The 15,526-nt window shown below is 72.8% G+C and carries 13 protein-coding genes; 11 read left to right on the top strand and 2 right to left on the bottom strand.

Going from position 1 to position 15,526, the window contains the following annotated elements:
* The first annotated feature begins 43 nt into the window (after positions 1 to 43).
* The gene (locus ABZ911_RS29375; RefSeq protein WP_358062865.1) at positions 44 to 1,492 is read left to right on the top strand and encodes a sulfatase; all 1,449 of its coding nucleotides are present in this window, start codon (positions 44 to 46) and stop codon (positions 1,490 to 1,492) included.
* On the opposite strand, the gene ABZ911_RS29370 is transcribed toward ABZ911_RS29375, so the two are convergent.
* The gene (locus ABZ911_RS29370; protein WP_358062862.1) at positions 1,489 to 2,154 is read right to left on the bottom strand and encodes an FCD domain-containing protein; all 666 of its coding nucleotides are present in this window, start codon (positions 2,152 to 2,154) and stop codon (positions 1,489 to 1,491) included. The genes ABZ911_RS29375 and ABZ911_RS29370 overlap by 4 nt on opposite strands.
* A gap of 58 nt (positions 2,155 to 2,212) precedes the next feature.
* Between ABZ911_RS29370 and ABZ911_RS29365 the strand changes: the two genes are divergently transcribed.
* From ABZ911_RS29365 to ABZ911_RS29355, 3 genes are read left to right on the top strand one after another with little or no spacing between them, the layout of a single operon-like run.
* Positions 2,213 to 2,920, top strand: coding sequence for a (Fe-S)-binding protein (locus tag ABZ911_RS29365; RefSeq protein ID WP_358062859.1), 708 nt, complete (start codon positions 2,213 to 2,215; stop codon positions 2,918 to 2,920).
* Entirely contained in the window at positions 2,917 to 4,323 is a 1,407-nt protein-coding gene (locus tag ABZ911_RS29360; RefSeq protein WP_358062856.1) for a lactate utilization protein B, read from the top strand. Before ABZ911_RS29365 ends, ABZ911_RS29360 begins: the two co-directional genes overlap by 4 nt.
* Entirely contained in the window at positions 4,320 to 4,904 is a 585-nt protein-coding gene (locus ABZ911_RS29355) for a lactate utilization protein C (protein ID WP_358062853.1), read from the top strand. Before ABZ911_RS29360 ends, ABZ911_RS29355 begins: the two co-directional genes overlap by 4 nt.
* Here ABZ911_RS29355 and ABZ911_RS29350 read toward each other — a convergent pair.
* Positions 4,894 to 5,865, bottom strand: a complete 972-nt coding sequence (locus ABZ911_RS29350; RefSeq protein WP_358062850.1) for a Vms1/Ankzf1 family peptidyl-tRNA hydrolase — start codon at positions 5,863 to 5,865, stop codon at positions 4,894 to 4,896. The two genes, ABZ911_RS29355 and ABZ911_RS29350, sit on opposite strands and share 11 nt — an antisense overlap.
* Positions 5,866 to 5,983: 118 nt before the next feature.
* On the opposite strand from ABZ911_RS29350, the gene ABZ911_RS29345 reads away from it, so the two are divergent.
* From ABZ911_RS29345 to ABZ911_RS29315, 7 genes are all read left to right on the top strand, one after another.
* Positions 5,984 to 7,066: a GNAT family protein gene (locus ABZ911_RS29345; protein WP_358062848.1), complete on the top strand. Its 1,083-nt coding sequence runs from the start codon at positions 5,984 to 5,986 to the stop codon at positions 7,064 to 7,066.
* 43 nt (positions 7,067 to 7,109) lie between these two features.
* Positions 7,110 to 8,291, top strand: a complete 1,182-nt coding sequence (locus ABZ911_RS29340) for an SAM-dependent methyltransferase (protein WP_358062845.1) — start codon at positions 7,110 to 7,112, stop codon at positions 8,289 to 8,291.
* Between the two features lie 80 nt (positions 8,292 to 8,371).
* Complete coding sequence (locus ABZ911_RS29335; protein WP_358062842.1) at positions 8,372 to 9,232, top strand: sirohydrochlorin chelatase; 861 nt, start codon at positions 8,372 to 8,374, stop codon at positions 9,230 to 9,232.
* 9 nt (positions 9,233 to 9,241) lie between these two features.
* A complete protein-coding gene (cobT, locus tag ABZ911_RS29330; RefSeq protein ID WP_358062839.1) occupies positions 9,242 to 10,294 on the top strand; it encodes a nicotinate-nucleotide--dimethylbenzimidazole phosphoribosyltransferase in 1,053 nt (350 codons plus the stop codon).
* A gap of 61 nt (positions 10,295 to 10,355) precedes the next feature.
* Positions 10,356 to 11,588 carry a uroporphyrinogen-III C-methyltransferase gene (gene cobA / locus ABZ911_RS29325; protein ID WP_358062836.1) on the top strand — a complete coding sequence of 411 codons (1,233 nt, stop codon included), beginning with the start codon at positions 10,356 to 10,358 and terminating at the stop codon, positions 11,586 to 11,588.
* Entirely contained in the window at positions 11,585 to 13,846 is a 2,262-nt protein-coding gene (locus ABZ911_RS29320; protein WP_358062834.1) for a GTPase, read from the top strand. Before cobA ends, ABZ911_RS29320 begins: the two co-directional genes overlap by 4 nt.
* Complete coding sequence (locus tag ABZ911_RS29315; protein WP_358062831.1) at positions 13,843 to 15,486, top strand: ABC transporter; 1,644 nt, start codon at positions 13,843 to 13,845, stop codon at positions 15,484 to 15,486. The genes ABZ911_RS29320 and ABZ911_RS29315 overlap by 4 nt, the downstream gene beginning before the upstream one ends.
* The last annotated feature ends 40 nt before the right edge of the window (positions 15,487 to 15,526 follow it).

The following is a 15,526-nucleotide window of genomic DNA, read 5'->3' as shown; positions in this document are numbered from 1 at the left end:
GCGTGTGTCAATCCGTGATCTCCCGGGGAGGAGGAGACCTGTGATGAAGGTTATGTGGCGCCTCGTCTGTCTCCTGCTGCTCCTCGTGGTCGCGGCCGAGCCCACGCTCGCCATCGGCGAGGTGCGCGCGCCCCGGCCGAACATCGTGTTCATCCTGGCCGACGACCTGGAGTCGGGCACCCTGCAGAACTTCCCCAACATCACCAACGAGCTGGTGCGCCAGGGCGCGTCGTTCGACCGGTTCTTCGTCACCAACTCCTGGTGCTGCCCCTCGCGCTCGTCGATCCTGCGCTCGCAGTACGTGCACAGCCACGGCGTCCTCACCAACACCGCCCCCGAAGGCGGTTTCAGCCGATTCCATAAGACAGATCTGGAACGTTCCACTCTGGGAACCTGGATGCAGGGCGCCGGATATCGCACCGCGTTGATGGGCAAGTACCTCAACCACTACCCGGACAAGGCCGCGCCCGCCACGTACGTGCCCCCCGGGTGGAACGAGTGGGCCGTGCCGGTGCGGCGGCTGTACGAGGAGTACGACTACACGCTCAACGAGAACGGCACGCTGGTGCCGTACGGCACGGCCCCGCAGGACTACCTGGAGGACGTCCTCGCCCGCAAGGCCGTCGACTTCGTCGGAGCGGCCGACGACGCCCCGTTCTTCCTCTACCTCGCCCCGATCGCCCCGCACAACCCGGCCAACTCCGCGCCCCGGCACGCCCAGGCCTTCGCCGGCGCCGAGGCGCCCAGGACGGACTCGTTCAACCAGGAGTACTTCGACGACGAGCCGGAGTGGCTGCGGGAACGGCCGTTGATCGGGCCGGCGGGGATCGCGCGGATCGACGAGCGCTACCGCGCCAGGATGCGGGCCATGCTCGGCGTGGACGACATGGTCGGGAGCCTGGTCGCCGCGCTGCGGGCATCGGGCAAGCTGGACAACACCTACATTTTCTTCGCTTCTGATAACGGGTTCCACCTGGGCACGCACCGCCTTCCGCAGGGCAAGACCACGCCGTTCGAGGAGGCGATCAAGGTGCCGCTGGTGGTCAGAGGACCGGGCGTGGCCCCGGGCTCGGCGATCGAGAGCATGGCCTCGACCGTGGACGTCGCGCCCACCTTCGCCGAGCTCGGCGGCGCGACCATGCCCGCCTTCGTGGAGGGCCGCTCCCTGCTCCCGCTGCTGCGCGGCGAGCGGCCGGCGCGCTGGCGGCGCAACGCGCTGATCGAGTTCTACCGCCCGGCGAACGCGAGGTCCGCCGCCCAGACCCCGGTGCCCCCCTACGTGGCGCTCCGCACCGACACCCACACCTATGTCCAGTACGCCACGGGCGAGACCCAGCTCTACGACCTGACCACCGATCCCGACCAGTTGCACAACCTGGCCGCCATCACCGAGATCTCCGACCCCGGCCTGCTGCAGAGGCTGCAGGCCCGGCTGCTGATGATGCGCACCTGCTCCGGCGCCAACTGCCGCATCGCCGACTCCGTCGACTAGACGTGACCGGGATAGGCGCGGGCGAGGTGGTCGGTGACGGCCGCGGCCGCCTCGGCGGAGTCGCCGTCGTCGATGGCCGCCAGGATGCGCCGGTGGTCGGCGCGGAGCTCGGCGGTGTCGCCGAGGCGTTCCACCGCCTCCACGGCGTACCGCCGCATCGAGTCGCGCAGTGACCGCATGATCGCGGCGATCAGCCGGTTGCCGGAGGCCTCGGCGATGGCGCAGTGGAAGGCCGTGTCGTGCTCGACGAACTCCTCGGCGCCGTCCGCCGCGTCCATCCGGGCCAGCGCGGCGGCCAGCTCGCCGGTGCCGGCCCCCGCCTGGGCGGCCCTGGCCACCGCCCAGCGCTCGATCATCAACCGGGTGTCGACGACCTCGCTCAGCTCCAGGTTCGACAGCCCCAGGTGCAGCCGGAGCAGGTCGGTCAGCGGGCTGTCGGGCCGGGCGGTGAGCACGGCGCCCGCGTCGGGACCGCGCCCGGCCTGCGAGGACAGCACGCCGAGCGTCTCCAGCACGCGCAGCGCCTCGCGCACCGAGGAGCGGCCGACCCGGAGCTGCTCGGCCAACTGCCGCTCACCGGGCAGCCGGTCGCCGACCGTCAGCCCGTCCTCGGCGATGCGCCGCTCGATCTGAGCGAGCACATCCTCGAACTTCCTAGTCATCCGATCTCTCCCCGGCAGGTATATGGTCAGACCATACTCTGGTCTAGGAGGGAACGCCGTGCGAGTCGCCCTTTTCGTCACCTGTGTCAACGACACACTCTTCCCCGGCACGGGCCGGGCGGTCGTGTCGTTGCTCCGCCGCCTGGGCTGTGACGTGGACTTCCCCGCCGCGCAGACCTGCTGCGGCCAGATGCACGTCAACACCGGCTACCGCGCGGAGGGGGTACGGCTGGCCCACCACTTCGCCGAGGTGTTCGGCGGATACGACGCGGTGGTGGCCCCGTCGGGCTCGTGCGCGGCGATGGTCCGCGAGCAGTACCCGAAACTGGTCGGCGACCAGCCCGTGGTGTCCAAGGTGTACGACCTGTCGGAGTTCCTGGTCGACATCCTCCAGGTCACCGATGTCGGCGCCTACTTCCCGCACCGCGTCACCTATCATCCGACCTGCCACTCGCTGCGCGGCCTGCACCTGGGCGACCGCCCGGCCAAGCTGCTGGAGAACGTGCGCGGCCTGGAACTGGTCCCGCTCGGCGGCGCGGAGGAGTGCTGCGGATTCGGCGGCACCTTCGCGGTGAAGAACGCGGAGATCTCCGCCGCCATGTGCGCCGACAAGGTGCGCAACGTCATGGACACCGGGGCCGAGGTGCTGTGCGCGGCCGACAACTCCTGCCTGATGCACATCGGCGGCACGATGAGACGGCAGCGGACCGGGGTGCGGATCATGCACCTGGCCGAGATCCTCGCCACGACGGAGGCCGGACGATGAGCACCTTCGTCGGGATGCCGGGCAGTTTCCCGCAGAACGCGGCGGTGGCCGTACGGGACTCGCAGCTCCGCTACAACCTGCGCAAGGCCACCCACACCATCCGCGGCAAGCGGGCGAGCGCGGTCGGCGAGCTGCCCGACTGGCGGGAACTGCGCGCCGCGGGCAAGGCCGTCAAGGACGAGACGCTGCGCCACCTGGACCGCTACCTGATCCAGCTGGAGGAGGCGGTGGTCAAGGCGGGCGGGAAGGTGCACTGGGCGCGCGACGCCGCCGAAGCCAACAAGATCGTCACCGATCTCGTCCGCGCCACCGGCGAGCGCGAGGTGGTCAAGGTCAAGTCCATGGCCACCCAGGAGATCGGGCTCAACGAGCACCTGGCCAAGGAGGGCATCACCGCCTACGAGACCGACCTCGCCGAGCTCATCGTCCAGCTCGGCGACGACTGGCCGAGCCACATCCTGGTGCCCGCGATCCACCGCAACCGCGCCGAGATCCGGGAGATCTTCAACGAGCACATGGCCGACTGGGGCCGTGCCGCCCCCGAGGGCCTGACCGACGAGCCCGCCGCGCTGGCCGAAGCCGCCCGTGTGCACCTGCGCGAACGCTTCCTGGCGGCCAAGGTCGCCGTCTCCGGCGCCAACTTCATGGTCGCCGAGACCGGCACCATGGTGGTGCTGGAGTCCGAGGGCAACGGCCGCATGTGCCTGACCCTGCCCGAGACGCTGATCAGCGTGGTCGGCATCGAGAAGCTGGTGCCCACCTGGCGCGACCTGGAGGTCTTCCTCCAACTCCTGCCGAGGAGCTCCACCGGCGAGCGGATGAACCCCTACACCTCCATGTGGACCGGCGCCGTCGAGGGCCAGGACTTCCACCTGGTGCTGCTCGACAACGGCCGCACCGGCGTGCTCGCCGACGAGGTGGGCCGCCAGGCGCTGCGCTGCATCCGCTGCTCGGCCTGCCTGAACGTCTGCCCCGTGTACGAGCGGGCGGGCGGCCACGCCTACGGCTCGGTCTACCCCGGCCCGATCGGCGCCATCCTCACCCCCCAGCTCCGCGGCATGGGTACCGAGCTGGACGCCTCCCTGCCGTTCGCCTCCAGCCTCTGCGGCGCCTGCTACGAGGTCTGCCCCGTAGCCATCGACATTCCCGAGGTGCTGGTCGACCTGCGCGCCAAGGCCCCGCACGCGCGGGCCGAGCGCGCGGGCATGAAGGTCGCCGGCTGGCTGCTGGCCGACCAGGTACGGCTCGCGCGGGCGCAACGCCTGGCCGTCCGGTTCCGCAAGCTGGTGCCCCGGCGGCTGCCCGGCCCGCTGTCGGCGTGGACCGACACCAGGGACCTGCCCGAGATCCCGCCCGAGTCGTTCCGCGACTGGTGGGCCCGCACCGAAGGAGGCACGAAGTGAGCGCGCGCAAGGAGATCCTGGACCGGGTCAGGCGGGCCGTCGAAGGGGCGCCGGAGGTGGAGATCCGGCGCGACTACCGCACCTCCGCCGCCTCGGACGACCTGGTCGGACTGCTGGCCGAGCGGGTCGGCGACTACCGAGCGGCCGTGCACGTGGTGCCCGCCGCCGAGGTGCCCGCGAAGATCGCCGAGCTGACCGGGGACAGGCGGCTGGTGGTGCCCGAGGGGCTGCCGAAGGAGTGGCGGCCGGCGGTCGCCGTACCAGGGGAGAGCCTGGCGGAGCTGGACGCGGCGGACGGCGTGATCACCGGGTGCGCGGTGGCGATCGCCGAGACCGGCACGATCGTCCTGGACGCGGGGCCCGGCCAGGGCCGCCGGGCGATGACGCTGGTGCCCGACTACCACCTGTGCGTGGTGCGCGCCGACCAGATCGTGGGCGTCGTGCCCGAGGCGATCGTCAGGCTGGACGCCGTACGGCCGATGACCTGGATCAGCGGGCCCTCGGCCACCAGCGACATCGAGCTGAACCGGGTCGAGGGCGTGCACGGCCCCCGTACCCTCGAAGTGATCATCAGTACTTGAGCACGGCACCCACGTCGCCGACGTCGGGCGAGAACCACAGCTCGGCGTCGGTCATCGCGGCCGCCCTCGTCACGGCCGAGTCGGCGCGATCCAGCACCGGCGACTCGACACCCCTGCGGCGCAGCTCGTCCGGCCCGGTGGCGAGCTGGGTGCCGCCCGCGCCGGTCCACACCGGCCGCGGCAGCTCGCCGGGCGACAGCACGGCGAGCACCCGGCCCTCGCGCAGCGCGCCCACGGTGGCCTCCAGGCCCACCGGCCCCTCGGACTCGCGGTGGCGCTCCAGCAGTTCGGCCCGCCGCCGCGAGATCCACGCGTCGAGCGTGACCTCCACGTCGACCGCGAAGTCACCGCAGCCCCCGTGCTCCACCATCATGACCCGGTCGGTCGCCTTGGTGCCGAGACAGTCGCAGAGCAGGGAGCGCGGACGCGGTTCACCGGCGATCACCACCAGCTCCGCGCCGATCCTGCGCACCTGCTCGTCCACCTCGTGCGCGACCGCCGCCACGTCCAGATCCCGGAACGTCCGGCGCGACCAGCCGCCCTGGGCGGTCTTCGGCAGCGGCCACGGTCGCGGATCGGTGGCCGCCGCGCGCGGCGAACCGCCCCCCACCACCGTCACCTCGGTGGCCTCCCGGCCCACGATGACCCGCACATGCGGCACGTTCTCGCCCCGCTGCAGCAGCAGCGGGGTCACGTACGGCAGCGCCGACCAGCTCGCCCCCTCGCGCCGGGGCGGCTCCGGCAGCGTCTCGGCCAGCACCACCTCCCCGTGCGAGGCGAACAGCGCCTGCCCCGGCGCCGGCCGCGCCGCGCTCGCCCGCAGCGCCTCGACCGTGGCCCGGTCGGCGCCTGCGAGCTGCCCCCACAGCGCGTCGCCGCGTCCCACCCCGAGCGCGGCCAGATAGAGCGAGGCGTACGGCCCGCGCCGCTCGTACAGCGGCCGGATGAAGTCGAGCCTCACCCTTGCCCACCTCCTCGTCCCTTTTGTCCAGCAAACCGGCCCCTACCCGCCCAAATGACCACCAACCACACCCCACCTGTACCCTTTCGCCACAACGACGACGGGCAGCGGGTGACACATGATCGACGCCAATCTGAGGATCACGAGCGACCGGCTCACGCTCCGGCCCTTCCACCAGGACGACGCCGCCAGGATCAGGACGATCGTCGAGTCCGGAATCCGCTTCCTGCCACCCGGCGCCCCCGCCCAGGTCTCGGCCGTCGGCCCCTGGCTGGCCACCGGCGTGCACGAGCTGCGGCGCTCCGGCCAGGGCGTCCACCTGGCCATGGTCGACGACGAGGACCGGATCGTCGGCGCGCTCAGCCTGTTCAGAACCCAGTGGGGCGCCGGCACCACCGAGATCGGGTACGGCGTGCACCCCCTGCACCGCGGCCGGGGCTACGCGGCCGAGGCCGTACGCGAGCTGGTCGCCTGGGTGTTCAGGACCACCGAGCTGCGCCGCGTCGAGCTGCGCGCCAACCTCGACAACACCGCCTCCCTGCGGGTGGCGGCCAAGGCGGGCTTCACCCGCGAGGGGCTGCTGCGCGCCGCGGAGATGGAGGACGACGGCCCGCACGACCTGGTGGTCTTCGGCCGCCTGCGGCACGACACCGCCCTGGCCCCCGAGGTGTTCCCGCAGGACGAGCTGGTCACCCCGAGGCTGCGGCTGCGCGCCTTCACCCTCGGCGACGTGCCCGACCTGGCCGTCACGGCCGCCGACCCGCTCACCCAGTCCTGGACCACCGTGCCGAGGGACTACACCGAGGAGCACGCCCGCGACTACGTGCTGACCTTCACCGAACGGCAGCGGGCCGACGGCGCCGGCGTCGCCTGGGCCGCCGAGGACCGCGTCACCGGCAGGTACGCGGGCAGCGTCGACCTCAAGGCCACCGACTGGCTGCACCGCACGACCGAGGTCGGCTACATGACCGCCCCCTGGGCGCGCGGCAGCGGCTTCGCGGGCGAGGCCGTCCTCGCCGTCGCCCGCTGGTTGTTCACCAGGCAGGGCTTCCAGCGCCTGCAACTGCGCGCCGCCGCGGGCAACCTGGCCTCCCAGCGGGTGGCGGAGAAGGCCGGCTTCGTCCGCGAGGGCGTGGCCCGCAACGGCGGGCACGGCACGGACCTCGTCGTGTACGGCCTCATCCCCGCAGACCTGGTGTGACGCCCGCTCAACCGGCACCCTGGACAGGGAGGACGGTGAGCTGATGATCACGGTGATCGGGTGGGACGGATCGGACCTGTCGGCCGAGGCCAAGGACCGCCTCCGGGAGGCGACCCTGATCACCGGGCCTGCCCGGCTGCTGAGAGCCCTGCGGCTGACCGAGGCCGTGGCCGCCGAATCCCCCGACGAGGTGCTCGCCGTACTCGACGACCACCTCGAACGCGGCCAGGGCCCGGCCGTCGTGCTCGGCGAGGGCGACCCCGGCTACTTCGGCGTCGTCCGCGCCCTGCGCGGCCACGGCATCCAGCCCGGCGTGCTGCCCAGGACCTCCCTCGCCGCCCGCGCCTTCGCCCGCGCCGGCCTGCACTGGGACGACGCCCTGGTGCTCGCCCCCGTCGGCGCCGCCGAACTGAACCGCGTCGTCAACGCCTGCCGGGCACACCACAAGGTCGCCGTCCTGGCGGCCCCCGGCGTCGGCCCCGCCGAGATCGCCAGAGAGCTCGCCCCCACCACCCCGCGCGCCCTCATCGTCTGCGACGACCTCGGCGGCCCCGACGAGCGGGTGACGCACAGCCGCATGGGCGAGGCCACCACCAGGCCGTGGAAGAACCCCGACGTGGTGCTCGTCCTCGACCCCCTGCACCGCCGTGACACCCGCGGCTGGGTCGCCGGCGCCCGCCCCGGCCCCGGCGAGTGGGCGCTGCCCTTCGAGGAGGAACTCCCCGCCGAGGCGCGCGCCTTCATCCTGGCCAAACTCGGTCCCCGCCTCGGCGACCTGGTCTGGGACGTCGGCGCGGGCTCGGGCGAGATCGCGGTCGAGTGCGCCAGACTCGGCGCCGCCGTCGTGGCCGTCGAGCGCGAGGAGGCCGCCTGCGCCCGGCTGCGGCGCAACGTCCTCGCCCACGGGGTCAAGGTCGCGCTGACCCGGGGCCTCGCGCCGCCCGCCCTCGAACCGCTGCCCGACCCCGACGCCGTCTTCGTCGGCGGCGGCGGGCCCGACGTGATCGCCGCCTGCGCGGCCAGGCGGCCGAGGGCACTGGTGTGCGCGCTCAGGACCGTCGAGTCGGCCCAGGCCGTACTCGAGGGGTTGGCGGAGCACGGCTACCGCGCGGCGGGGACGCGGATCCAGGCCGAGAGGCTCGGCGTTCAGGCCGATGGAACGCGTACTCTGACCGGTACCGACCCGGTTTTCGTGGTGCACGCGGTACGCCTTCACCCGGCGTGACCTGTGCATGACATGGCCGCGTCGGATATCCTCGCGTTTCTTGTCCACATACCCCCAGGTCAGGCGTGGAGATCCCCTAAATGAAGCCGCCGCTGCTGCTCATCGGGCAGGGCTCGAACGACGACACCGGAGCAGCCGAGTTCGGAAGGTTCGTCCACCGGCTGCGCTGCCGCCTCGACCAGACCGCCGCCGACGTCTCCGGCGGCTACCTCGAAAAGTCCGCGCCGCGACTGAGCGACTCGGTCGCCTCGCTGGTCGCCCGCGGACACCACCGTCTGGTGGCGCTGCCGTTGAGCCTCAGCAGGACCAGCGAAGAGCTGCCCGCCGCCATGGCGAGGGAGCAGGAGCGCCACCCGACGCTCATGTACGACTACGGCCGCCCCCTCGGCCCCGACCCCCGGGTGCTGGCGCTGCTGGCCGAGCGGCTGGCCGACGCCGCCGCCGAGGTGCCCGGAGCGCGCCCGCCGGAGCCCGTGGCCGGGGTCAGGCCGCGGCTGCGGGCCGTGCCGTCGGTGCCCGTGGACGAGCCCCCGGCGCACATCGAGCCGGGGGAGACCGCGGTGGTGCTGGTCGGCGAGGGCTCGACCGACCCGATCGCGAACGCCGAGGTGCACCGGGTCTCCCGGCTGTTCTGGGAGACCCACGCCCACGACTTCATGACCGTGGAGACCGCCTTCGTCTCCGTCACCCCGCCCGGCGTGCCCGGCGGCCTGGAGCGCTGCCGCAGGCTCGGCGCCAAGCGGGTGATCGTCGTTCCCTACCTGCTGTTCGCGGGTGGCATGCTGGAGCGCGTGTGGGCGCAGGCCCTCGCCTACGGAGCCGGCCACCCCGACCTCGACATCCGCTGCGCGGAGGTGATCGGCGACTGCGAGGCCCTCGCCGACGTGGTCATCGACCGCTACGAGGAGGCGCTCCGGCTCGCGCAGGGCGTCTCCGCCTAGGAGGGTTCCGTGCTAGAGGAGACCATCGCCGCGATCAGGCCCGCCGATCCCGCCGCGCTGGCCGAGGCCCGCGCGCACCAGGACCGGCTGACCAAGCCGCGCGGCGCGCTCGGCGTCCTGGAGGAGGTCGCCGTCCGCCTCGCGGGCGCGGCCGGCGCCAGCCCGCCGCCCATGCCCGAGCCCGCCGCGCTGGCCATCTTCGCCGCCGACCACGGCGTCCACGCCCAGGGCGTCAGCCCGTGGCCGCAGGAGGTCACCCAGCAGATGGTCGGCAACTTCCTGGCCGGAGGCGCGGTCGCCAACGCGTTCGCCGCCCAGGTGGGCGCCTCGGTCACGGTCGTCGACGTGGGCGTCGCCGCCGACCTGCCCCCCGCCGACGGCCTGCTCGTCCGCAAACTCGGGTACGGCACCGCCGACCTGTCCGAAGGCCCCGCGATGACCGCCGCCCAGGCCGTCGAGGCCCTGGAAGCGGGCATCTCGGTCGCCCGCTCCCTCCTGGACGCGGGCGCCCGCTGCCTGATCACCGGCGACATGGGCATCGCCAACACCACCGCCTCCGCCGCGCTGATCTGCGCCTTCACCGGCCGCGACGCCGCCGAGGTGACCGGGCGCGGCACCGGCATCGACGACGAGACGCACGCCAAGAAGATCACGATCGTCCGGCGCGCGCTGCGGGTCAACAAGCTGCCGCTCGACCCGCTGGGCACGCTGGCCGCCCTGGGCGGGTTCGAGCACGCGGCCATCGCCGGCTTCATCCTCGGCGGCGCCGCCGCCCGGGTGCCGGTCATCCTCGACGGCGTCATCGCCGGCTCGGCCGCCCTGGCCGCCGCCGCGCTCGCCCCGGCCGTCGCCGACCACCTCGTGGCCGGCCACCGCTCGGCCGAACCCGGGCACGCCGCCGCCCTCGACCACCTCGGCCTGCGCCCGCTCGTCGATCTGGAGCTCCGGCTCGGCGAGGGTACCGGCGGGCTGCTCGCCCATCCGCTGGTGTGCGCGGCCGTCCGGGTCATGCACGAGGTGGCCACGTTCGACGCGGCGGGGGTCACGGACAAGACGACGTAACGGCGACCCGGTAGGTTTACCTCCCGGCATTGCAGTCCTCGCGAACAGGAGAGCCTCCGACATGAGCCCCTACCTTCTCGGCCTTCGCCTCTCGGGCCGCCGGGTGCTCGTCGTGGGCGGCGGGCGGGTCGCCCAGCGCCGGGTTCCCGCACTCCTCGACGCCGGCGCCGCCGTCACCATCGTCTCCACCAGCGTCACGCCCGCCCTCGACGACCTCATCGCCGCGGGCCGCGTCACCTGGGAGGCCAGGCGCTACCAGGACGGCGACTGCGAAGGCGCCTGGCTCGTCCAGGCCTGCACCAGCGACAGAGAGGTCAACGCCGCGATCGCGGCCGAGGCGGAGGCCAGGCGCGTGTGGTGCGTGCGAGCCGACGACAAGGACGCCTCGGCCGCCTGGACCCCCGCCTCCGGCAAGGTCGACGAGATCAGCGTGGCGATCACCGCGGGCGGCGACCCGCGCCGGGCGGCCGGCATCCGGGACGCCGTGGTCGGCGCGCTGCGCGACGGCACCGTCGACGCCCGCCGCAACCGCACCAAGCCCGCGGGGGTCGCGCTGGTCGGCGGCGGCCCCGGCGACCCCTCCCTGATCACCGTGCGCGGACGCCAGCTCCTGGCCCAGGCCGACGTGGTGATCGCCGACCGGCTCGCGCCCCGAGCCCTGCTCGACGAGCTGGCCCCCGACGTCGAGCTGATCGACGCCGCCAAGGTCCCCTACGGCCGCTCGCTGCCGCAGGAGCGGATCAACGAGTTGCTGGTCGAGCACGCCCGGCAGGGCAAGTTCGTGGTCAGGCTCAAGGGCGGCGACCCGTTCGTCTTCGGCAGGGGCGGCGAGGAGATGCTCGCCTGCGCCCACGCCGGCGTGCCCGTCATGGTGGTGCCCGGCATCACCAGCGCGGTCGCCGTGCCCGCCGCCGCCGGGGTGCCGGTGACCCATCGGGGGGTGAGCCAGGAGTTCCACGTGATCTCCGTACACGTGGCGCCCGACGACCCCCAATCCACCGTCGACTGGCCCGCGCTGGCCCGTACTGATGGCACCCTGGTGCTCATGATGGCCGTCGAACGCCTTCCGAAGGTCGCCGAGACCCTTCTCCGGGACGGACGTTCGCCGGAAACTCCCGTAATGGTGGTACAGGACGGTACTCTTCCCACGCAGCGAGCACTTGTCGCCTCGCTTTCCACCGTGGCCGACCGTGTGTCCGCGGCTGGTATACGGCCACCGGCGATTGTCATCGTCGGCGACGTCGTGAGGGTCGGCCAGGAGGTCGAGATGGTTCGAGCGGAGCAGCCGCAGTGAGACCGGCCGCTGACAGGGCCGGTGACGCGGCCATGGACGAGAACCCCGAGTCCGCCGGGGAGCAGACGCTGAGCTTCCGCGCGATCAGGGACGACGACCCCGATCCGGTACGGCAGGCCGACCCGGCGGAACCTGACGCCCCGGCCGCCTCCGAATCGGGTCCGGCTGAGTCCGACCCGGACCCGGCTGAGTCCGACTCCGACCCGGACCGGGCCGACTCCGAATCCGACTCGGGCCCGGTTGGCTCCGATTCAGGCCCGGCCGAGACGGATCCGCGCTCGGGTGCCGCTGACTCGCTTCCGGCTGACACCGGCATGCCCTCGGCTGATTCCGGTGATCCGCCCGGCTTCTCCGCCTTCACCGCCTTCTCGCCCTTCCCGGGGTCGAGCTTCTCGCCCTCCCCAGGGTCGAGGTCAGTCTTCTCCCCCGCTCCGGAGAGGTCGGCCTTCACACCCGCCTCCGCTCTGCCCAGAGCGGCCGAGGCCGAGCCGGAGGGCGACGACGCGGACGAATCCGGCGAAGCCGTACCGGGGAGTGCCGGCGAAGCCGCAGGGGAGAGTGCCGGCGAAGCCGTACCCGAGGGGGGCGAGGCGCCGGAGGTTGAGGAGGAGTTGCCGGATGCGGCGGCCGAGGCTCTGACCGTGGCGCTCACCGCGCTTCGGGAGAGCGTCACCGACCTGCGGTTCGGGCTTGATCTGCCGGGGGCGGCGGAGGCCAGGCAGGCGCAGGCGGAGATTCTGGCGCAGCTCGGCGACTACGTGCTGCCCAGGGTGCGGATGAGCGCGGCCCCGGCGCTGATCGTCATCGCCGGATCGACCGGGGCGGGCAAGTCCACCCTGGTCAACACACTCGCCGAGAAGAACGTGAGCCGTACCGGCGTACGCCGCCCGACCACCGGCACCCCCGTGCTCGCCTGCCACCCCGGCGACCGCGAGTGGTTCGCCGGAGGGCGGCTGCTCGGCAATCTACGCAGGGTGGAGGCGGCCACCTCGGACACGGGCCTCGACAGCCTGGTCCTGGTGCCCACCGAACGGCTCCCGCAGGGCGTGGCACTGCTGGACACCCCCGACATCGACTCCGTCGTCGAGGAACACCACGAGATCGCGCACCGCATGCTCGACGCGGCCGACCTGTGGATCTTCGTGACCACCGCCGCCCGCTACGCCGACGCGCCCGCCTGGAAACTGCTCAGGCTGGCCAAGGAACGCGGCGCCAGGCTGGCGATCGTGCTGTCCCGGGTCTCGCCCAAGTCCCGCGAGGTCGTGCTGAAGCACTTCGCCCGCATGCTCACCGAGTACGGCATGGGCGAGGTCGAGCGGTTCGTCATCGAGGAGTCCGTCGTCACCGGGGGCAGACTGCCCGACCAGGAGGTCACCGAGCTGCGGCTGTGGCTGGCCGAGCTGTCGGTCGACGACGAGCGGCGGACGCAGGCCGTACAGGACACGCTGAACGGTGTGCTGGACAGCTTCCGCACCCGCGTGCCCGCGCTGGCCAGGCACCTGGAGAACCAGATGGCCTTCCGCGGCGAGCTGCGCGGCGACGTCGAGGCCGCCTACACGGCCGCGCTCGCCGAGATCGACGAGGCGATGCGCGGCGGCGCGCTGCTGCGCGGCGAGGTACTGGCCCGCTGGCAGGACTTCGCGGGCTCCGGCGACCTCCTGCGCATGCTGAACCTCCGCAAACGCGGCAAGACGCCGGAACTCGCGCCCGAGCGGGTGACCGCGTTCAAGGCGGCGCTGCGGACGGGGCTGGAGTCGGTGATCCTCACCGCCGCGCAGCGCGCGTCCGAGGAGGTCGTCGCGCGCTGGCGGCACCGCTCCGACGTCGGCGCGCAGCTCGGCAGCGGGCTGGAGCGGCACTCCGACGAGCTGGTCCGCCGTACCGGCAGGGCCGTGGCCGCCTGGCAGGAGCACCTGACCGAGCTGATCAGGACCGACGGCGTCACCAAGCGCTCGGTGTCCAAGGTCGTCTCGTTCGACGTGGACTCGCTGTCGCTGATCTTCCTGGTCTCGCTGTTCGGCCACCGGGCGTCCGAGGACGGCGCGCTGCCGCAGCGGTTGCTGAAGGCGCTGCTCGGCGCCGAGTCGCTGCGCAGCATCGGCGCCAAGGCGCACAACGACCTGCGCGCCAGGATCAGCATGCTGTTCGACGAGGAGACCATGCGCTACGTCCAGGCGCTCGACTCGGCGGGTATCCCTGACGAGGCCACGGCGACCCGCCTCTACCAGGCAACGTACAACCTCGAGGTCGCCCGATGAGCGTGTTCTTCTCCACCCCGGTCAAGCCTGGGCTCGGTGAGCGGCTCGGCTCGCTGTCCAGGATCGTGGAGCTCGGCCCCGGCCGGCTCGACGCCAAGCTGCTCGCCGAGGCGGGACAGCTGCTGTTGCGCGCCGGAGACCGGCTCAAGCTGTCCTCCGACCACACCGTGGTCGCGCTCGCCGGTGGCACCGGCAGCGGCAAGTCGTCACTGTTCAACGCCGTGTCGGGGCTCGAACTCTCGCCCACCGGCGTCCGCAGGCCGACCACCGCCCGCACCCACGCCTGCGTGTGGGGCCTGGAGGGCGCCGGACCGCTGCTCGACTGGCTGCAGGTGCAGTGGCGGCACCGCTTCGCCCGCGCCAGCGCCCTGGACAAGGGCGAGAGCCAACTGCACGGCCTCATCCTGCTCGACCTGCCCGACCACGACTCCATCCGGGCGCTCACCGACAGCGAGGCCGACCGCCTGATCGGCCTGGCCGACCTGGTCGTGTGGGTGCTCGACCCGCAGAAGTACGCCGACGCCTCCACCCACCGGCAGTACGTCACCGAGCTGGCCGGGCACGACGCCGTCACCGTCTTCGCGCTCAACCAGACCGACAGGCTCACGCCCGAGGAACTGGCCGAGCTGATCATCGACCTCAACGACCTGCTGCGGCGCGAAGGCGTGCAGAGCCCGACCGTCGTGGCCACCTCCGCGGTCAGCGGGCGCGGCATCGACAGCCTCAAGGGCGTGATCTCCGAGGCCGTCTCCAAGCGGCGGGCGGCGATCCAGCGGCTGGAGGCCGACGTCGACCGGATCGACCGGCGGCTGGCGCAGTCCATGCCGGTGGGGGCCTCCCTGGCCGCTCCGACGTCCGTGGACGCGGCCCGCCGGGTCGGGCTCACCGACGCGCTCTGCGACGCGGCCGGGGTGCCGGCCGTGGGCGAGGCCATGGAGAACACCTACGTCGAGCGGTCGGACTCGTGGATCGGCTGGCCGTTCGCGCGCTGGGCCGCGCGGCTGCGGCCCGACCCGCTCAAGCACCTGCGGCTCGGGGACCTGCGCGAGGAGATCCGCGGGCTCACCGACGGCGCGGTCTCCGCGCAGCCCGCCGAGGTGGACAACGCCGTGCAGGCGCTGAGCGACGGGCTCACCATCGGCATGCACGAGACCTGGCGGGGGGCCGTGCAGCACGCCGCCCGGTCGCGTACCGGGCAGTTGCCCAAGGCGTTGTCCGAAGAGCTTTCCGAGGTGACGCCGAGGCTGGACCGGGTTCCCGCCTGGTGGCGGGTGTTGAAGGTGTGGCAGTACCTGCTCGTTCTCGCCTTCGTGGCCAGTGTGGTGTGGGCGGGCACGGCCCTGGTGTACGGGGTGTTCTCCGTCGGGCGGCCGCCGTCCGGGCTGTCGCTGTTCGGGGACGCTTCGACGCTGCCGTGGGTGGCGCTGATGATGGCGGCCGTGCTGGGGCTCGGGGCGTTGTCCGGGGTCGCGGCGCGGAACTTCGTGTCGCTCGGGGCCGCCAGGGAACGCGACGGCATCGAGCGCGAGATGCGGCGGCGGGTCGGGGCGATAGCCGAGAGCATGGTGGTGGAGCCGGTCGAGCGCGAGCTGGCCAGGCACCACGACTTCTTCGTGGCGTTGAAGGGGCTGTCCGGGTAGGATTCGCCCTTTTCCTCCTGTGGATAGTCCACCGTTTTCC

Origin of the sequence: Nonomuraea sp. NPDC046570 (genome assembly GCF_040645915.1) — a bacterium.
GTDB lineage: Bacteria > Actinomycetota > Actinomycetes > Streptosporangiales > Streptosporangiaceae > Nonomuraea.
The sequence above is the reverse complement of the archived record's forward strand: the minus strand, read 5'-3'. Positions and strand labels throughout refer to the sequence as shown.